Raw genomic sequence first — 18,933 nt, 5'->3', positions numbered from 1 at the left:
CGCAGATTTATTTATGACAGGCCTTCATCTGCGCACTCCGCGTAATCAGCGGGAAATAAAGCGCCAATCACTCTCCTACTGATTTAAGAAGATAAACACAGAACAGATAAGCGGTCTTAGATACATTTTTTTAGGCATAAAAAAACCTCCCATTTTTGCTGGAAGGTTCCTTATTTTCATGTTAGTATTCGTCCTCATTAAAGAAGAAATCTTCTTTAGTTGGATAATCTGGCCAGATTTCCTCAATCGTTTCATAAGGCTCGCCATCATCTTCTAATGCCTGTAAGTTTTCAATAACTTCTACCGGGGCACCAGAGCGGATACCGTAATCAATTAATTCGTCTTTAGTTGCAGGCCATGGAGCGTCTTCCAGGTGCGATGCTAATTCTAATGTCCAATACATATCATCAATTCAATTAAATTCGTATTCCTTTATTATGCGCAAAGTATATTAAAATTTCTGAGCAAAACAAACTTATTTTTCAACTATCAAACCCGCGGAATCCAAATGTTTTCTTCCGCCTTGAAATCCATCGTCAGTTTTCGTGCCAAAACAAACAAATAATCACTTAAACGGTTCAGATAAATCGTTACCCGCTCATCTACAAAGCTATTTTCTGCAAGCGCTACAGCAAGCCGCTCTGCCCTTCTGCATACACATCTGGCCAGATGACAGTAAGAAACTACAGTATTTCCGCCAGGCAGCACAAAATGCTTTAAAGCAGGCAATAATTCATTCATTTCGTCCATCTCCTTTTCAAGCAGGTTAATATCCGCATCGTGCAAATCAGGAATTTTCATTTTAGATTTCTCCGGATCGGCAGCCAATGATGCACCAACCGTAAATAAACGATCCTGAATTTCTTTCAGCAACTGTTTGTAATGCGGATTAATATCCTGGCACATAATTAAACCAATGTACGAATTAAGCTCATCAACGGTTCCGTAAGTTTCGATACGGTGATGGAATTTAGGAACGCGGGTACCACCAATAAGTGAGGTTTGTCCTCCATCTCCCGTTTTGGTGTAGATTTTCATATGAAAAGGTTTAAGGTATGAGGTTTAAGGTTTAGGGTTTAAAGCCTTATACCCTATGCCTTACACCCTTAACCTCTATTTATTTTGCAAAGATTTAAGAATAGTGCTACAAAACCTTAAGCCCTATGCCTTACACCTTCAGCCTTAGTTAATTTTCTCCCAATCGCTGCCACTTTCTTTCAAAGCCTGCAGGCGTGGCGAAACATTTTTTACTTCGGTATTTAAATAATCGTTTTCGATCAATCCGTCGCGCATACGCACAATCCGGTGTGCATGTTGGGCAATATCCTCTTCGTGTGTTACCAGGATGATGGTATTGCCTTTGCTATGGATTTCTTCTAACAAGCCCATAATTTCGATCGAAGTTTTGGTATCTAAGTTACCGGTTGGCTCATCGGCAAGAATAATAGATGGGTCGTTAATCAATGCCCTGGCTACTGCCACACGCTGGCGCTGACCACCAGAAAGCTCGTTAGGTTTATGGTCCATACGGTTACCCAAACCCACATTTTCTAAGGCTTTGGCAGCCCTGGCCTGGCGGTCTTTTTTGCTGCTTCCTGCATAAATTAACGGTAAAGCTACATTATCTAATGAAGTTGAGCGTGGCAACAGGTTAAAGGTTTGAAACACGAAACCAATTTCTTTGTTCCGCACTTCAGCAAGTGCATCATCGCTCATGTGACTCACATTTGTACCATTTAGCACATAGGTGCCGCTTGAGGGGGTATCTAAACAGCCTAAAATGTTCATCAAAGTAGATTTACCAGAACCAGATGGCCCCATCAGTGCTACAAATTCGCCTTTATGAATATCTAAAGAAACTGATTTTAAAGCGTGAATCACCTCAGATCCAATAACATATTTACGGCCAATTTCCTTTATAGTAATGAGTGGTTTCTCCATGTTTTTTCTTCTTTAGACATGAGCAATGGCAGGTATGTTACAAGAGATTTAAAATTTGATTGCAAATACTGCTTAAATTAACGGATTGTAAAGCGAGCAAAGTTACAAAAGCTATCCAATCTGTAAATTTGTGGCTTTAATTACAAGCTATTTCTCAATAATCTTCGGTACCATAAAAAATTCGTCGCTATGTTTTGCGGCATTTTTTAACCCCTCGGCAGTGGTAATTTCTTGTTTTACTACATCCTCACGCCAAACATTAACCGATTCGTTCATATAAACCAAAGGTTTTACATTAGTGGTATCCAATTCGTTTAACTTTTCCATAAACGATAAGACTTTATTCATTTCCGGAATCAAAACATCAACCTGCTTTTCATCAATATGAATTCTGGCCAGATCGGCTATTTTATGGATGGTTTTTGCGTCTAAATTCATATTATACTAGCTTACTATCAATCAATTGGTACACCTGCTCTTTCAATGCATCCGAATCATCGGCAGTCATTGCAGCAGTATTTATGGGTTTGTGGACGTAAATATCGCAAATTCCTGGCTTACTTCCATACTTTGCGCCGTCATCCCAGTTAATTTGCCAAACATTGGCTAAACTTACCGGTACCAAAGGGATGTTTTTATCAATAGCCAGACGAAAAGGACCATTTTTAAACTCCCCGAGTTTTGGCGGATAATGATCGTCAATCTTTCCTTCAGGAAAAATAACCAGACTCATTCCCTTTTCTAAATTCTCTCCGGCTTTTTTAAATGCCCTGAAAGCCGAAATCTTGCTATCGCGATTTACGGATATATCAATAGTTTTAAAAAAAATGCCCAACACCGGATTATTCAGCAGCTCATCTTTTCCCATAAAATGATACTTCCCATGCCCCATGATACAAAAAATCATGATATCGAGGTTAGAACTATGGTTGGCGCAATAAATATAGGTTTGGTTCCTGTCCAGCTTTTCTTCATAATGGTAAGCGAAAAATACCCCTGAGAAAAAACTACACAGAAAACTATTTGCTTTTCTGAAGAAATTTAAGATACCATAATAGCGCTCGTTGCGCGATGTTAAATAGTAAAATGGGTAAAACAGCGCAAAAAAGAACATGATCCAGAATAGAAACCATATACGGTGCAGCTGACGGAGAAATTTAATCATAGAGGCTTCAAAAATATAAAATAGCTTGACATAATTACATTTTATATATACGATTTTTTAAGCTGGTAGAATTTAAAACATTATAATCATTTCACCATATAAGTCATATTAGAACATTCAGCTAGTGTGTACTTATATTTCTTAGGTGGTTAAGGTTATAGTCGTTTCCATTAATTTAGCAAAAAACGACGGTGAAGTAATGTATAAGGCAATAATCTAAATTGAGATAAAATTAACCTCATGTTATACAATGCTTGCATTTTATTTTTAATTTCGTGCCATTATGAAAGAAACAGTGGTGAGCGGCATTCGCTCAACAGGAAAATTACATTTAGGTAATTACTATGGCGCAGTAAAAAACTTTGTGCAAATGCAAAATGATTACAACTGCTATTTTTTTATTGCCGATTTACACTCTTTAACTACACACCCTACCCCTGCCGATTTGCACGGTAACATTAAACATGTACTGGTTGAATACCTGGCAAGTGGTATAGATCCGGAAAACAGCACCATTTATATACAGAGCGATGTACCTGAAATTGCAGAGCTTTATTTATACCTGAACATGAACGCTTATATGGGCGAGCTTGAACGCAGTACTTCTTTTAAAGATAAAGTGCGTGCCAATCCCGATAACGTAAACGCAGGTTTGTTAACCTACCCGGTTTTAATGGCTGCCGATATTTTGATTCACAAAGCCACTAAGGTTCCTGTTGGTAAAGACCAGGAGCAACACCTCGAAATGGCGCGTACTTTTGGTAACCGTTTTAACCGCTTGTACAACACCGAATATTTCCCTGAGCCTTATGCTTTTAGCTATTCGGATAAACTGGTAAAAGTACCAGGTTTAGACGGTAAAGGTAAAATGGGTAAATCGGAAGGAGAAGCCAATGCGGTTTACCTTTCTGACGATCCGGAAACGATCCGCAAAAAAGTAATGCGTGCAGTAAGCGATGGTGGCCCGACAGAAGAAAACCAGCCAAAACCTGAGCCGATCCAAAATCTTTTCGATCTAATGAAAGTGGTTTCGAGTGTAGATACGCACCAGCATTTCGATGACCTTTATAACAAAATGCAGATCCGTTATGGTGATTTTAAAAAGCAACTTGCCGAAGATATGATTATTGCTACTGCGCCAATGCGCGAGCGTATTCAGGATATTGCCAAAGATGATGCTTATTTACGTCAGGTGGCCAAACATGGTGCATTAAAGGCACGCGAAAGTGCACAAAAAACCATCAGGGAAGTTCGCAGTTTAATCGGGTTTAAAAGTTTTTAATTAATATTGTGATAAGCGCTTAGCGTTTGGCTAGACAACGCCACCCGCAAAACGCCCAACGCAAAACGCAAGAACATATGCATATAGCAATTGTAGGGAATATTGGTGCTGGTAAAACCACTTTAACTGGCCTGCTGGCAAAAAATTATGGTTGGGAAGCTTTATATGAAGCTGTTGACAATAATCCTTATCTGGAAGATTTTTATAGCGACATGAAACGCTGGAGTTTTAACCTTCAGATTTATTTCCTGAACAGCCGTTTTCAGCAGATTACCGATATTGAAGTAAATAAACGCAATGTAATTCAGGACAGAACGATTTACGAAGATGCCCATATTTTTGCAGAAAACCTGCACGATATGGCCTTAATGACTACGCGTGATCATGACAATTACCGTGCGATTTTCGACAACATTACCTCGTTTATTAAACCACCAGATTTATTGGTTTACCTGCGTGCTTCGGTCCCTACGTTGGTAAATAATATCCAGCGTCGTGGCCGCGAATATGAAGCTGGAATCAGAATTGATTACCTTTCTAAGCTGAACGAAAAATACGAAGCCTGGATTAAAGGTTACAACCTGGGGAAATTACTGATATTAGATAAAGATAAACTGGATTTCACCAACAACCCTGAAGATTTGGGAACCGTAATCCAGTCTATCGAAGCCGAGATTAACGGTTTATTTTAGTGCTGAGCAAAAAACACGGTTTTAAAATATTCAATTAAGATGAGCAAAGATTTCCAACATGAGAATCCGCTGAACTGGAAATGGGGAATCATTTACTTCAACAAAGCAGATTCCCGTGTACTCGTTCCGAAACGGCATAAAATGCTGGGCTGGACATTCAACTTTGCTCATCCCATTTCTTATGTAATTTTAGCACTTATTTTTGGTGCTGTATATCTGTTAAGAACCTTAAATAAATAGTATGGCTAAAATTATCGGAATTATTCCTGCACGCTACGCCTCTACCCGTTTTCCGGGAAAACCTTTGGTTGATATTGCCGGAAAAACGATGATTCAGCGCGTGTACGAACAGGCTTCAAAAGCAAAAAGTTTATCGAAAGTGGTTATTGCTACCGATGATGAGCGGATTGCCGAGGAAGTAAAAAGATTTGGTGGCGAATTTGCGTTCACCGCTGCTCACCACCAAAGCGGAACCGATAGATGTGCAGAAGTAATTGAGCAATTGCCGGGTTTTGATATCGTAATTAATATCCAGGGCGATGAACCTTTTATAGAACCGGCACAAATTGATTTATTAGCCAGCTGTTTTGCCGAAGATAAAGTAGAATTAGCTACTTTAATTAAGCCGATTCAAAGCCAGGAAAGCATTTACAATCCCAACAGCCCAAAAGTTGTAATTGATGTAAATGGTCGCGCCATGTACTTTAGCCGTAGTCCTATTCCCTTTATCAGAAATGGCGAGCCGGGTGTTTGGGCAGAAAAACATCAGTTTTACAAACACATTGGTATTTACGGTTATAGAGTAGAGGCTTTAAAAGCCATTACCAAATTACCTCCGTCTTCATTAGAAATAGCCGAAAGTTTAGAGCAATTGCGCTGGATTGAAAACGGCTTTTACATCCAGACAAAAGTTACCGATTTAGAAACGGTTGCCATTGATACGCCGGAAGATTTATTGAAGTTGAATAAATTGCTGAAAGCGTTAAAGCAGGAGTAATAAGTAGTTTAACTGATTAACTGTTTGAATCGGTTAATCGGCTCCAAACTTAAAACTCCATACCCAAAACCATTTTATTAGTGTAATAAGTAGTTTAACTTGTTAATTGTTTGAATCGGTTAATTGACTCCAAACTTAAAACTCCATACTCCCAACTATTTTATAACCAGTTCCATCTGAATATTACACCTGGTATAAGGCGTTGGTTTCCCGGCCACTTTCTTAAAACCCAGTTTATGGTAAAGGTTTATGGCTGGTTTTAAAATGGTATTACTTTCTAAATAAATTTTAGCTGCGCCAAGTGATCTCGCCTTCTCAACAATAGCCGAGGCCAGTAAAAAACCGATATTCTTGCCCTGCGCCTTTGGCGAAACAGCCATTTTAGCGAGTTCGAAATCGTATTCTTCATCATTCATTTTAATTAAAGCGCACACACCAAGCGGCTCTCCTTCGTACAAAGCCACCAAAATATGGCCACCCTGATCTAAAATATAACTCTTCGGATTATCTAAAGCCTTGTAATCAGATTCTTCCATTTCGAAATAAGTAGAAATCCATTCTACATTTAAAGCCCTGAATACTTCCTGATATTCGGGTTTGTAAGCTACAATTTCAACTTTTGCGCTATCGCGTTCCTTTTTCTTTTCCATCACCCTTCTTAATAATGTTTTTTGTTCCAGTAAAAACTCCCACTCGCCTATCGCTTCCCAGAGTTTATTTTGTGTTTGTGCAGAAAGCTCTTCAATTGCTGCGTCTACATCAATCAACTGGTCTTTAATTTTATAAGCAACCTCCTGCCCTGCATCAGTTAAGCTGATCACATTTCGCCTGCCATCTGCTGTATCCTTGCTTTCTTTTACATAGCCCTTCTTCAGCATTTCGCCAATAATCTTACTTACTGAAGGATGCGAATGACCAATTGTCTTAGCCAGTTCGGTTATGGTTTTCTCCTCACCTTGTGATAGGGAATAAAAAACCGGGAACCATTTTGGCTGCATATCAATATTATACAGCTGATAAATATTTGCAGCATCTTCCGTTACCTTATCGGTTAACATCCTCAACCTGCTGCCTATCGCCACTTTTCCTGTCTGTTCGAAAAAATCCATAAATAATTAATTACGTAATCGGTTACGCAAATTTAAATAAATATTTGAAATATCATTATGTACACGATAAATTAATGCTCTATTGGGTATTATTTTTAGTCGTCTAGACGGTAATAGACCTAAAATTTGTATTTTCGGAACATGAGAAAATTACCCATCTTCGTTATCAGCTGTTTTATTCTATTTTCTGCATGCCAATCTAAACAGGGCAAAGAAGCCGGATCTGTTGAATTCAAAAATGTTAACCAGAGTGTTGCTAAATCTTTCTCTGATTTGAAAACGCTTGATACCTTCAAAATCGAACTCACGGGCAGAAAACCCGAAGATATGGTATTGACATTTACCATAAAAAAAGCTGATGGGAAAGAGATTTATAACGCTAAAATAAAGGGTACTGAGCTATTAGGCAGTACCGATCCCAATATTGATTTAACAAAAGAGAAAGACCAGATTGTTTTCATCAAAACCATTGCCGATGATTTTTTTAGCGATGAAAATTTCCTGGAACCTGCCGTAATGCCCGAAGATAAAGCAGACAATTATGTTCCTGATAAGGCACTTTACGAAGAATTGAAAAAAAAGGGGTTGAATGGTTTCAAATATCGCTTAGGTAAAGAAAATAACATTTACATTGCCTGGAGTGAGCAAGAGCAGAAAGTTAAGATTTACTATAATTGCTGCTAGTTACACACTAACATGAAAAAGGCCCAGGATCTTGCCAATCGCTTACAGGAAGTTTTATTAAACGGTTATTGGATAGCCAATACCAATTATAAAGACCAGTTATTGAATATCAGATTGCAGGAAGCTGTTCATCAGATAGAAAGCCTCAATACCATTGCCGCACTTACTTATCACATTAATTATTATCTGGAAGGAATTTTATCGGTATTCAACGGCAATCCATTATCGATAAAAGACCAGTACAGTTTTGATTTACCTCCTCTCCATTCGGCCAGCGATTGGGATAATTTGGTAGAAAGGTTTCTACTTAATGCAACAAATTTTGTTGAGCAAGTGGCACAAATGCCTGACGAAAAGCTTGATGAAGTATTTGAAGAGGAAAAGTATGGCACCTATTTCCGCAATATAGCGGGCGTAATTGAGCACAGTTATTACCATTTGGGTCAGATCGTATTGATCAGAAAATTGATCCAAAAACAAAGTCCCATGTAGTGCAATATCAAACCTCAATGCTTTTTAAAAATAATTGCAGGTATTTTAGATAAACTAATCGAATAGTTGTATTTTCACGCCTCATAGCCAAACAACTATTTATCAACGTTTTCTCCGTACATGCTCAAAAATCTCCTCGCCGTTTTTATTTTTTCGGCATTGTTTCTCCCTGCTTTAGCCCAAAAGGCCATTATTAAAGGTATTGTGGTCGATACTGTAGAAAAAAGGAACCTTTCTAACAGCTCCATACTGCTCATTAACAGCAAAGATTCTATCCTGGTTAAAGATGTCAGGGCCAAAGCCAATGGCGAGTTTGAACTGACCAACTTAAAAAAAGGCAATTATACTTTGGTCATCACCTACCCAAAAATGGCCGATTATATCCGCGATATCCAGCTATCTGATACGGCAAAGTTTAATCTTGGCAAAATTGCGATGGACAGTAAGGCTTTACTTTTAAATGAGGTGGTAATTAAAGCGCAAAAACAGGCCATTAGCATGAAAGGCGACACCATTACTTACCAGGCAGATAGCTTTGCTGTTAAACCCCATGCCAATGTGCAGGAATTGTTAAGGCGTTTACCCGGTATCGAGGTTGATAGAAACGGAGCCATAAAAGCTGGCGGAAAAGATGTAAATACCTTGCTGGTGGATGGTGAAGAGTTTTTTGGCGATGACCCGCTCCTGGCCGCCAAATACTTAAAAGCGAACGCCGTTAGTGAAGTGCAGGTTTACGATAAGAAAACAAAAGACGAAGAACTTACCGGCATTAAAGAAGGCGAGGCAAAAGAAAAGGTGATGAACATTAAGCTGAAGGAAAATGCCAAGAATGGCTACCTCAGCACCTTAGATGCCAATAGCGATCTCAATCATTTTAAAAACCTGGGCGGAATGGCAGGTATTTATAAGGGTAAATTAAAAACAGCCGTATTTGGCTCCAACAGCAACCTCAATCAGGATTCGAAAGCAAGTGCGGCCATGAGCAAAATTAAAGGGAACGATTATGATGTAATTGAAGTTGGCGATGATGGAAGTTCGGTAATGATTAGTTATGGTGGCGGCGATGACGACGATTATTTCTCGCCTACAAACGGCTTACCCGATATTACCAATTATGGCGCCCATTTTTCTGATAAATGGAATGAAAACAAAGTCAGCCTTAAATTAAACTACAAAGGCAATAACCGTAACATTTTAGATCGCAACACCTCCAAAAACCAGTCGCTACTGCCCAATGGCACCAACTTCTTCAGCGAGAATGCCTCAAACAGCGATACTAAAAATAGCGGACAGAGTTTACGGGGTAATGTAGAAGTAAAATTAGATTCATCTGCCACCCTTAAGGTATCATTTGCAGGTAGCAAGGCACGAAACAGCAGCGAATATTTCAATAACAATGAAACCAGAAATGATGCCGGCGACATTGTAAATAATAGCAAACAGACCAATACCAGCGATGGTGATAACAGCCAGTTTAGTGGCAATATTAATTATGCCAAAAAATTTGCAAAGAAAGGCCGCACGCTTTCTGTTGATGTACAACCTGAAACCAAAAAAAACAGCGATACAGGCGAAAATCTGAGTACCACAAACTATTACGAGGCAGGAGTAATCAGGCCTGACAACCGGAACTACCTGAACGATAATTCCGGCAAACAACATTCTTTTGCAACCCGTGTATCGTACACTGAGCCGCTGAGTAAAAGGTTATCGCTACAAACGGCCTATAGTTTTAAAACAATAGCCTCTAACAGTCATAAAGAGGTTTTTAACAAAGACCTGAACAATAGCAGAATCGATTCATTAAGTAATAATTTCGACTTCAATAACTTTTCGAATGTTGGTAAAGCTTTACTTCAATACCGCGCTAAAAAGTTTTCGATCTCTGGTGGTATGGAGGCAACCGGAACTACTTTCAAGCTGAACGATATCGACAGAAAAAATCAATTTACCCGAAATTATATCAACTGGGCACCACACACCAGTTTTGATTACCGGATAGGTAAAAACACCAATTTCTCTGTAAGCTATTATGGTAACACCGATCAACCAGATCTGGAGCAACTTCAGCCCATCAGGGTAGTAAACGATCCCTTGTACCAGGTGCTGGGTAACCCTAATTTAAAACCATCGTTTAACAATGGGGTAAACTTTAATATCAACAGTTTTCAGCAGAAATCGCAGCTGTACATGTATGCCTATGTAAGTTATAATTTTACCAAAAATGCCATTGTAAGTACCAGCAATGTTGATGAATTTAATAAAACCGTTACCAGTTATACCAATTTAAATGGCGTAAACAGTTTGTATAGCAGTGCCAGTTTGCACAAAGGCTTTAGTAAATTGCATTTAAATGCCAGTGTTAATATCAGTTACAACCGCAATACTTCACTTTCTTTTCTCAATAATAAACTCAATAAAAATGTGAGTAATAATATCGGTATAAGGCCGCGGATTGGTTATCATAGCCAGGTTGTACAATTGGAATATAGTCCTTCAATTAATTTTTCTAACAGCAAATCGTCTATCGGAGCCATCAACAATGGTAAAAACTTTAGTCATGCGCATGATATAAACGGCACCATAAACTTACCCTACAGCACCGAATTTGGCACCAGCATCAATTTATCGTATCAACCGGCAAATAGTTCGTTTAGCACACCAGTAAATGTAGCCATCTGGAATGCATACCTGTCAAAAAAAATGATGAAGGCCGAAGAACTGGAACTTAAAATATCGGTATCTGATATTCTGGCAGAAAAAATAGGTTATAGTCGCAATGTTGGTGGTAATAATATTAGTGAAAATACCTATAGTTTTATCCCGAGGTATGTTTTAATTGGGGTAACCTACAATTTAACAGGCAATTTTATTAAAGCAGATAAAAAATAATCAGGCATGAAAAACGCATTCTTAACGCTAATGATGATTTTAACAGTCGCCTTGCTTAAAGCACAGACTGTTTTTATCCAAAGCGCAAAAATAACTTTCGAAAAGAAGGTAAACCAAAAGCAACGCTTTGCCGATAACGACTGGATATCAGATGATGCCAAAGATAAAATGAGCAAATACCGCACATCAAACTGGGAATATAACTTTAACGACAGTGTTTCTATTTACCGTGCAAAAGCCAAAGAAACAGTAAGCGATAATCAGTTCTTTTTCCTGTCGGATGAAAATACCAACGAGATCTTTACCAACTTTGGTCAGAAAACCCGCGTACTGAGAAAACCTATACACGGCGAAGATTTTATCCTGAAAGATACCATCCCCCATTTGAAATGGAAAATTATGCACGATGTACGCAAGATTGCCGGTTACGAATGCCGTAAAGCCATTGCGGTGATTAACGATACCGTTTCGGTGGTTGCCTTTTATACCGATGAAATATTGCTGCGCGGTGGTCCTGAAGGATTTACCGGTTTACCGGGTATGATTCTGGGTTTAGCCATCCCCCGTTATTATACTACCTGGTTTGCTACCAAAATAGAAGCCAAAAATGTACCTATTCTGGCTATTGCAGCACCAACTAAAGGCAAAAGGACGGATAATGAAAAGGATTTCAAAAAAATGATCGATCTCTATACCCGATACGACGATAAAAAGAATCCCCGAAAAATAGAAGACATCAAAAAAGAGATCTATAATTTAATATTGTAACCAGATCCGGCAGATAAATCAGTCAATATCAATCATATAAAATCAACAAAAAATATTCTGGCCACAACCTAAAACCGGCGATAATTTTTCGTACCTTTGTATCCCGTACAAAAACAATTAACGAGTGATTAAAAACTGGTTGATTTCACAAATTATCAAACATGACTAAGTATATTTTTGTTACGGGCGGTGTTACTTCTTCTTTAGGTAAGGGCATCATTTCCGCATCTTTAGCTAAACTTTTACAGGCACGGGGCTACCGTGTAACCATTCAGAAATTCGATCCGTACATCAATATCGATCCGGGAACTTTAAACCCTTACGAGCATGGTGAATGTTTTGTAACCGAAGATGGCGCTGAAACTGATTTGGACCTTGGTCATTATGAGCGTTTCCTTAACGTTCCAACTTCGCAGGCCAATAACATTACAACCGGCCGTATTTACCAGAATGTAATTAACAAAGAACGTAAAGGCGAGTATTTAGGTAAAACTGTACAGGTGGTACCCCACATTACCGACGAGATTAAACGCAACATGCGTATGCTTGGCGAAAGCGGCGAGTACGATATTATAATTACCGAATTGGGTGGTACTGTTGGCGATATCGAATCGTTACCATTTATCGAAGCTGTACGTCAGTTTAAGTGGGAAGAAGGCAACACCAATGCTATTGTAATTCACTTAACGCTTGTGCCTTATTTAGCTGCTGCAGGTGAGCTAAAAACAAAACCTACGCAACACTCTGTTAAAGCCTTATTAGAGTACGGTATTCAGCCAGATATCCTGGTTTGCAGAACAGAGCACCACTTAAGTTCTGATTTAAGAAAAAAAATCGCCTTATTCTGTAACGTTAACATCAATGCCGTAGTCGAATCGATGGATGCATCTACTATTTACGATGTGCCATTGTTGATGTTAAAAGAACAACTGGATAAAACTGTTTTATCGAAATTAAAACTGCCAACCAAAAACGATCCGGATATGGAAAGCTGGAAAGATTTCCTTGGTCGTTTAAAAAACCCAACTGCCGAAGTTAGAATTGGCTTGGTGGGTAAATATGTTGAGTTACCTGATGCTTATAAATCAATTATCGAATCTTTTGTACACGCAGGTTCGAAAAACGAATGTAAGGTAAAAGTGGAGTATATTCACTCTGAAGGTATTTTTGCCGATAACGTAAAAGAAAAATTAGGTCACCTGCAAGGTGTTTTAGTAGCACCAGGTTTTGGTAGCCGTGGTATTGAAGGTAAAATTGATACCATTAAATATGTTCGCGAGAACAACGTACCTTTCTTTGGTATTTGTTTAGGTATGCAATGTGCGGTAATTGAGTTTGGCCGTAACGTTTTAGGCTTAAAAGATGCACATACTACCGAAATTGAAGAAAACACTGCTAATCCGGTAATTAACATGATGGAAGAGCAGAAAAAAATTACCAATAAAGGTGGAACCATGCGTTTAGGTTCTTACCCATGCGATATTAAAAAAGGTACAAAAGCTTATAGCATTTATGGTAAAACGCACATTAATGAGCGCCACCGTCACCGTTACGAATTTAACAATGCCTATTTAAAGCAATACGAAGAAGCTGGTATGATTGCTTCGGGTATGAACCCACAAAGCAATTTGGTTGAGATTGTGGAGCTTAAAAACCATCCTTTTTTCGTTGGCGGACAATTTCACCCTGAATTAAAATCAACAGTTGCTAATCCTCACCCACTTTTTGTTAAATTTGTCGCCGCTGCGATGGAGTTTGCGAAAAAGAAAACGAATTAAAAGCAGTACAGACACAAATAATGGATAGAAATACCTTTACAGGATTGTTCCTGATTATGATCATTTTGGCTGGATCATTCTACTTCCTGAAGCCGAACGAGGCTGAAGTGAAAAAAGCCAAAGAAATTGAGCGTTTAGATTCGCTGAAAAAAGCCGGCGTTTCGCCAATACAAAAAGATACTACAAAAACTGCAGTTGTTAATCCTGCAGTAGATTCTTTAGCTTTAAAAGGCCCTTTTGGTACGGCAATAACCGGAACCGAATCGAGCACTGTTTTAGAAAACGAGAACTTGTTAATCACCCTAAGCAATAAAGGTGGTAAAATTTCATCGGTAGAAATTAAAGGTCAAAAAACCTTTGCCGGAAAACCGCTGGTTTTATTTTCAGGTAACCAGAACAAATTTGGTTTAAGCCTGAATGCAGCTGGTAAAGTAATTAACACCAACGATTTATACTTTACGCCAACTAAAACCGGTAATACGGTTACCATGCGTGCCAATTATGGTGCGAATGCTTATGTTGAGTATGTTTACGATTTAAAAGCATTAAGTAACAAAGTTGCTTTCAACATCAATTTAGTTGGCTTACAGCAGGTTATTGCAGGTAATAATGTTGGTTTGAACTGGCAAACTACCCTGTTGCAACAAGAAAAATCGATTGAAAGTGAGCACCGTTATTCGGCACCTTATTACAAATATTTAGATGGCGATGTAAACCATTTAAGTGTTTCGAAAGATGAAAAGGAAGAACTATCGAAAGGTAAAATCCAGTGGTTCTCTTTCAAACAGCACTTTTTCTCGGCATCGTTAATTGCCAAACAAGCTTTTGAAAAAGGAAGTTTAGAAGTAAAAATCCCAACGGCTCCTGGTCAGGTTAAGTTTTACGATGCCAACATGCAATTGCCTTATGCGCATACTGCAAACCAGGTTTACGAAATGGAGTTCTACTTCGGCACCAACAAATTCTCTGCTTTAAAAGCACAAGGTTACGATTTAGAGCAACAGGTTGATATGGGCTACTGGCCTTTAAAATACATTAACCGCTTTATTGTATTACCGGTATTTAATTTCTTAAACAGCTTCGGCTGGAACTACGGTTTAATCATTCTGGTATTAACCATCTTGTTAAAAGTTGCTTTATCGCCGCTTACCTACAAGTCGTACCTTTCAATGGCTAAAATGCGTGTATTGAAGCCAGAAATGGACGAAATTAAAGCTAAAGTAGGCGAAGATAACCCAACATTGGTTCAACAAGAATATTTAAAATTATATAAAAAGGCTGGTGTGAACCCACTTGGAGGTTGTTTGCCAATGGTATTACAATTGCCACTGGTAATGGCTTTCTTCTTCTTCTTCCCTAACTTATTCGAGTTACGTGGCGAGAGTTTCCTTTGGATGAAAGATTTGTCAACCTATGATGAGTTTATCCGTTTCGGTGTTAAATTACCATTCATCGGTGATCACTTAAGTTTAATGTGTGTATTGATGACGGTATCAACCCTGATCATGACCTACTTTAACAACCAGGTTTCGGGTGCTACCGGACAGATGAAATACATTGGTTATATTATGCCAATCATTTTCTTAGGGGTATTAAATAGCTATCCTGCCGGATTAAACTACTATTACTTCTTAGCCAACTTAATGACTTTCGGTCAGCAGTTCTTAATCCGTAAAATGGTTGATGACGATAAAATCCACGCTTTAATTCAACAGAATAAAGCCAGGCCAGCTGACGAGAAAAAGAAAAAATCTAAATTCCAGCAGCGTTTAGACGATTACATGCGTCAACAACAACAGCAACAACAAACTAAGAAATAATTTAGTTTTGATATACGAACCCCCGATTGCTTAACGTAATCGGGGGTTTTTCGTTTAGGCGTATAGCGAAGAGCGTGGGGCGTGTAAACCCAACCCTCTGACTTCCGCTTTGGTCCCCTGACTCCCCTTTTCGCCTATAATTGTAATATTTGGCATACAAGTTTCTTAATGAGCTAAAAATTTCCAATTTTAGAAGATTAAATCTCAACCAACAAATTAATTAACTTATTAAAATGCATAAGAGACTAACAATTATTCTGTCTTTCGTTGTCAGCTTAACCTACGCCCAAAAGAAGCCGTTAAACCACAGTGTTTATGATACATGGGAATCGGTAGGTTCAAAGCAGTTATCAAACAATGGTCAATGGGCCATATACAGTATTTTGCAACAGGAAGGCGATGCACAACTTTACCTTAATAACCTTAAAACCCATACCAAATTAAATATTGCCCGAGGTCTTAATGCCCAGTTTAGCAACGATTCTAAATTTGCGGCCTTTAATATCCGTCCGTTTAATAAAGATTTGCGTCAGGCAAAAATTAAAAAAACAAAAGCAGATGAGCAGCCAAAAGATTCGTTGGGTATAGCTAACCTAACTACCAACGCCATTACAAAAGTGGCCCGGGTAAAATCGTTCAAATTTCCTGAAGAAGGTGCTGGTGTTTTAGCTTATTTGAGCGAAAAACCTGATACCGCTAAAAAAACGGTGAAACCTGTCGAGAAAAAAGATGGTGAAACCGATTTTGCTGATGATGAACCTGCAGGAAAAGGTAAAACTGATGAAGGAACCGATTTAGTGATCAAAAATCTGGTAACGGGAACTGATAAAACCTATAAATTCGTTACCGATTATTATTTCAGCAAAGACGGTAAGCAATTGGTGTTTACCTGCAGCGGATCTAAAAAAGATAAAACTGCCCCGCAAGGTGTATTTCTACTAAACACCGAAAAAGGCACGCTCAAAACTTTAATTAAAGGTAAAGGAAGTTTCAAAAACTTCACCTTTGATGAGGAAAACGAGCATGTTGCTTTTGTCGGGGAGCAAGATCCTGAAAAGAAAGAAATAAAAAATTATAACGTTTACTACAACTCTGTAACGCTAGATACAGCCCAGATCCTGGTCGACTTTGATATGCCGGGCTTACCTGCAAAATGGACTGTTAACGGCGATGGTAAAATCACTTTTAGTAAAGATGGTAAGAAATTGTTTTTCGGTATCTCTCCTATCAAAAAACCAAAAGATACCACCATTGTAGATTTTGAAGTAGCCAAAGTGGATGTTTGGAACTATAAAGATGATTACCTGCAGCCTATGCAGCTTAAAAATGCAGATAGAGACAGCAAAAAAAGCTATTTATCTGTAATTGATGTATATAGCAGCGATCCGAAAGTGATTCCTTTAACCGATTTAACCTTACCTGATGCGAGTATAATGGCTGATGGCGATGCAGAACAGGTTTTAGCCTCAACTGATTATGGCCGCAGAATTGAATCGCAATGGAGTGGTTCTACCAGCAAAGATTATTACCTGGTAAATACTAAAAATGGTCAGCGTAAAAAAATTATAGAAGGTTTAAATGGCTATGCCATGGCTTCGCCGGCTGGAAATTACGTTTTATACTTTGACAGAAAAGCAGGCAGCTGGAATACTTATGCAGTAGCCACCGGAAAGATAACTACGCTAACTACCGGCTTAAATGTAAAATTTGTTAACGAAGAAAACGATGTACCTGATCTTCCTTCGGCCTATGGTTTAGCTACCTGGACTGAAGATGATAAAGCTGTTTTAATTTACGATAAATACGATATCTGGTCGTTTTCACCAGATGGTAAATCGGCTGCAAAAAACATTACTGCTGGTTTTGGCAGAGCAAACAACCTCACTTTTCACTACGAAAGAGTACAGCAAGACAGAGCTGAGAAAAATTCGGATAAATTTGTTAAAGCAAATGAATTGGTTTGGTTATCGGCATTTAATAATGTTACCAAAGAAAATGGTTTCTACCGTACTAATGTAGGTTCGGCCAAAGCGCCTGAGCTAGTGGTAATGGCCAAATTTAAATATTCTGACCTGGCTAAAGCCAAAGACGCAGATGTTTACATTTACGATAAAGCCAGTTATGTAGAATCGCCAAATGTTTATGTAACGAGCGATTTTAAAGCAGAAACCAAATTAAGCAATACTAACCCACAACAACAAAACTTCAACTGGGGAACGGCCGAGCTGGTAAAATGGACCACACCAAAAGGTTATAAAGCAGAAGGTATTTTATACAAGCCCGAAAATTTCGATCCAAACAAAAAATACCCGATGATTGCTTATTTCTATGAGAAACTTACCGATGGTTTGTATAGCTATCAGCAACCAGCACCTACACCTTCACGTTTAAATATCTCTTATTTTGTAAGCAACGGTTACCTTGTTTTTGCACCGGATATTAGTTACGAAACCGGTCACCCGGGTCAATCAGCTGTCGAATATATCAATTCGGGTGTAGAAAGCTTAAAGAAAAACAGCTGGGTAGATGGCAGTAAAATCGGTATCCAGGGACAAAGTTGGGGTGGTTATCAGGTTGCTTATTTAATTACCCAAAATAACATGTATGCAGCAGCATGGGCAGGTGCACCAGTAGCCAACATGACTTCTGCTTATGGTGGCATCCGCTGGGAAACCGGTATGAACCGTCAGTTCCAATACGAAAAAACACAAAGCCGCATTGGTGCAACCCTGTGGGAAAAACCTGAACTTTATATCGAAAACTCGCCTTTATTCATGTTCCCTAAAGTGAATACACCTGTAGTAATTATGGCTAACGATGCTGACGGAGCTGTGCCCTGGTACCAGGGAATTGAAATGTTTACCGGCCTGCGCCGTTTAGGTAAACCGGTTTGGATGTTAAACTACAATGGTGAAGCACACAACCTGGTTCAACGCCAAAACCGCAAAGATATTCAGATCCGTGAACAACAGTTTTTCGATTATTATTTAAAAGGTGCCAAAGCACCGGTTTGGATGACTACCGGAATTCCGGCAACTGAAAAAGGAAAAACCTGGGGTTTTGAATTAACTGATGATAAGCCTTAGTTAGTCAGCAGACGGCGGTCCGAGGCCCGAAGTTAAATGCCCATAGTTAATAGTAGAGCACTATTAGTTATGGGCTTTTTTGGTTAATAGTCCATGGTTATTGGTTCATAGTCAGAAATGCTATCAACTATCGGCTATTGACTATCGACCATTAAAGCATAAACCATTTTTCTCCAGCTTTTGCACTATGAGTTAAAAAAGCTATTTTCACGCAACAAAAACTAAAC

At 38.7% G+C, this 18,933-nt stretch carries 17 protein-coding genes; 11 read left to right on the top strand and 6 right to left on the bottom strand.

Going from position 1 to position 18,933, the window contains the following annotated elements; translation table 11 throughout:
• Positions 1–181 precede the first annotated feature (181 nt).
• The 5 genes from BLR37_RS11150 to BLR37_RS11130 all read right to left on the bottom strand — a co-directional run bounded on the left by BLR37_RS11150 (position 182) and on the right by BLR37_RS11130 (position 3,106).
• Positions 182–403 (bottom strand): DUF2795 domain-containing protein, encoded by a 222-nt coding sequence (locus BLR37_RS11150; RefSeq protein WP_010603503.1) that lies wholly within the window; start codon positions 401–403, stop codon positions 182–184.
• Between the two features lie 86 nt (positions 404–489).
• Positions 490–1,038, bottom strand: coding sequence for a cob(I)yrinic acid a,c-diamide adenosyltransferase (locus BLR37_RS11145; RefSeq protein WP_090768566.1), 549 nt, complete (start codon positions 1,036–1,038; stop codon positions 490–492).
• 144 nt (positions 1,039–1,182) lie between these two features.
• On the bottom strand, positions 1,183–1,941 hold the full coding sequence (locus tag BLR37_RS11140) for an ABC transporter ATP-binding protein (protein WP_039472370.1): 759 nt from the start codon (positions 1,939–1,941) through the stop codon (positions 1,183–1,185).
• Between the two features lie 147 nt (positions 1,942–2,088).
• Positions 2,089–2,379: an Asp-tRNA(Asn)/Glu-tRNA(Gln) amidotransferase subunit GatC gene (gene gatC, locus BLR37_RS11135; RefSeq protein WP_090768563.1), complete on the bottom strand. Its 291-nt coding sequence runs from the start codon at positions 2,377–2,379 to the stop codon at positions 2,089–2,091.
• Between the two features lies 1 nt (position 2,380).
• Positions 2,381–3,106: a lysophospholipid acyltransferase family protein gene (locus tag BLR37_RS11130; RefSeq protein ID WP_090768560.1), complete on the bottom strand. Its 726-nt coding sequence runs from the start codon at positions 3,104–3,106 to the stop codon at positions 2,381–2,383.
• 283 nt (positions 3,107–3,389) lie between these two features.
• Here BLR37_RS11130 and trpS point away from each other — a divergent pair, with 283 nt between their 5' ends.
• From trpS to kdsB, 4 genes are all read left to right on the top strand, one after another.
• Positions 3,390–4,388 carry a tryptophan--tRNA ligase gene (trpS, locus tag BLR37_RS11125; RefSeq protein WP_090768557.1) on the top strand — a complete coding sequence of 333 codons (999 nt, stop codon included), beginning with the start codon at positions 3,390–3,392 and terminating at the stop codon, positions 4,386–4,388.
• A gap of 77 nt (positions 4,389–4,465) precedes the next feature.
• Positions 4,466–5,080, top strand: coding sequence for a deoxynucleoside kinase (locus BLR37_RS11120; RefSeq protein WP_025144984.1), 615 nt, complete (start codon positions 4,466–4,468; stop codon positions 5,078–5,080).
• Between the two features lie 39 nt (positions 5,081–5,119).
• On the top strand, positions 5,120–5,320 hold the full coding sequence (locus BLR37_RS11115) for a DUF5808 domain-containing protein (RefSeq protein ID WP_090768554.1): 201 nt from the start codon (positions 5,120–5,122) through the stop codon (positions 5,318–5,320).
• A gap of 1 nt (position 5,321) precedes the next feature.
• Positions 5,322–6,077, top strand: a complete 756-nt coding sequence (gene kdsB / locus BLR37_RS11110) for a 3-deoxy-manno-octulosonate cytidylyltransferase (RefSeq protein WP_090768551.1) — start codon at positions 5,322–5,324, stop codon at positions 6,075–6,077.
• Positions 6,078–6,232: 155 nt separating this feature from the next.
• On the opposite strand, the gene BLR37_RS11105 is transcribed toward kdsB, so the two are convergent.
• Entirely contained in the window at positions 6,233–7,186 is a 954-nt protein-coding gene (locus tag BLR37_RS11105; protein WP_090768548.1) for a bifunctional helix-turn-helix transcriptional regulator/GNAT family N-acetyltransferase, read from the bottom strand.
• 141 nt (positions 7,187–7,327) lie between these two features.
• Here BLR37_RS11105 and BLR37_RS11100 point away from each other — a divergent pair, with 141 nt between their 5' ends.
• From BLR37_RS11100 to BLR37_RS11070, 7 genes are all read left to right on the top strand, one after another.
• Complete coding sequence (locus BLR37_RS11100) at positions 7,328–7,870, top strand: hypothetical protein (protein WP_090768545.1); 543 nt, start codon at positions 7,328–7,330, stop codon at positions 7,868–7,870.
• Between the two features lie 12 nt (positions 7,871–7,882).
• Positions 7,883–8,362, top strand: a complete 480-nt coding sequence (locus tag BLR37_RS11095) for a DinB family protein (protein ID WP_090768542.1) — start codon at positions 7,883–7,885, stop codon at positions 8,360–8,362.
• A 120-nt stretch (positions 8,363–8,482) separates the two neighbouring features.
• Positions 8,483–11,254, top strand: coding sequence for an outer membrane beta-barrel protein (locus tag BLR37_RS11090; protein WP_090768539.1), 2,772 nt, complete (start codon positions 8,483–8,485; stop codon positions 11,252–11,254).
• A gap of 6 nt (positions 11,255–11,260) precedes the next feature.
• A complete protein-coding gene (locus tag BLR37_RS11085) occupies positions 11,261–12,022 on the top strand; it encodes a GLPGLI family protein (RefSeq protein ID WP_090768536.1) in 762 nt (253 codons plus the stop codon).
• A 161-nt stretch (positions 12,023–12,183) separates the two neighbouring features.
• Complete coding sequence (locus tag BLR37_RS11080) at positions 12,184–13,800, top strand: CTP synthase (RefSeq protein ID WP_090768533.1); 1,617 nt, start codon at positions 12,184–12,186, stop codon at positions 13,798–13,800.
• A 20-nt stretch (positions 13,801–13,820) separates the two neighbouring features.
• Positions 13,821–15,620: a membrane protein insertase YidC gene (gene yidC / locus BLR37_RS11075; RefSeq protein ID WP_090768530.1), complete on the top strand. Its 1,800-nt coding sequence runs from the start codon at positions 13,821–13,823 to the stop codon at positions 15,618–15,620.
• A 233-nt stretch (positions 15,621–15,853) separates the two neighbouring features.
• Positions 15,854–18,706, top strand: coding sequence for a S9 family peptidase (locus BLR37_RS11070; RefSeq protein ID WP_090768527.1), 2,853 nt, complete (start codon positions 15,854–15,856; stop codon positions 18,704–18,706).
• Positions 18,707–18,933: the final 227 nt, after the last annotated feature.

Origin of the sequence: Pedobacter soli, from assembly GCF_900101435.1 — a bacterium.
GTDB classification, from domain to species: Bacteria; Bacteroidota; Bacteroidia; order Sphingobacteriales; family Sphingobacteriaceae; genus Pedobacter; species Pedobacter soli.
This window is presented reverse-complemented; position numbering and strand designations above follow the sequence as displayed.

Coding starts and splice junctions, on each gene's coding strand:
- BLR37_RS11150 (WP_010603503.1), bottom strand. CDS start 403: ATGTATTGGACATTAGAATTAGCATCGCACCTGGAAGACGCTCCATGG.
- BLR37_RS11145 (WP_090768566.1), bottom strand. CDS start 1,038: ATGAAAATCTACACCAAAACGGGAGATGGAGGACAAACCTCACTTATT.
- BLR37_RS11140 (WP_039472370.1), bottom strand. CDS start 1,941: ATGGAGAAACCACTCATTACTATAAAGGAAATTGGCCGTAAATATGTT.
- gatC (WP_090768563.1), bottom strand. CDS start 2,379: ATGAATTTAGACGCAAAAACCATCCATAAAATAGCCGATCTGGCCAGA.
- BLR37_RS11130 (WP_090768560.1), bottom strand. CDS start 3,106: ATGATTAAATTTCTCCGTCAGCTGCACCGTATATGGTTTCTATTCTGG.
- trpS (WP_090768557.1), top strand. CDS start 3,390: ATGAAAGAAACAGTGGTGAGCGGCATTCGCTCAACAGGAAAATTACAT.
- BLR37_RS11120 (WP_025144984.1), top strand. CDS start 4,466: ATGCATATAGCAATTGTAGGGAATATTGGTGCTGGTAAAACCACTTTA.
- BLR37_RS11115 (WP_090768554.1), top strand. CDS start 5,120: ATGAGCAAAGATTTCCAACATGAGAATCCGCTGAACTGGAAATGGGGA.
- kdsB (WP_090768551.1), top strand. CDS start 5,322: ATGGCTAAAATTATCGGAATTATTCCTGCACGCTACGCCTCTACCCGT.
- BLR37_RS11105 (WP_090768548.1), bottom strand. CDS start 7,186: ATGGATTTTTTCGAACAGACAGGAAAAGTGGCGATAGGCAGCAGGTTG.
- BLR37_RS11100 (WP_090768545.1), top strand. CDS start 7,328: ATGAGAAAATTACCCATCTTCGTTATCAGCTGTTTTATTCTATTTTCT.
- BLR37_RS11095 (WP_090768542.1), top strand. CDS start 7,883: ATGAAAAAGGCCCAGGATCTTGCCAATCGCTTACAGGAAGTTTTATTA.
- BLR37_RS11090 (WP_090768539.1), top strand. CDS start 8,483: ATGCTCAAAAATCTCCTCGCCGTTTTTATTTTTTCGGCATTGTTTCTC.
- BLR37_RS11085 (WP_090768536.1), top strand. CDS start 11,261: ATGAAAAACGCATTCTTAACGCTAATGATGATTTTAACAGTCGCCTTG.
- BLR37_RS11080 (WP_090768533.1), top strand. CDS start 12,184: ATGACTAAGTATATTTTTGTTACGGGCGGTGTTACTTCTTCTTTAGGT.
- yidC (WP_090768530.1), top strand. CDS start 13,821: ATGGATAGAAATACCTTTACAGGATTGTTCCTGATTATGATCATTTTG.
- BLR37_RS11070 (WP_090768527.1), top strand. CDS start 15,854: ATGCATAAGAGACTAACAATTATTCTGTCTTTCGTTGTCAGCTTAACC.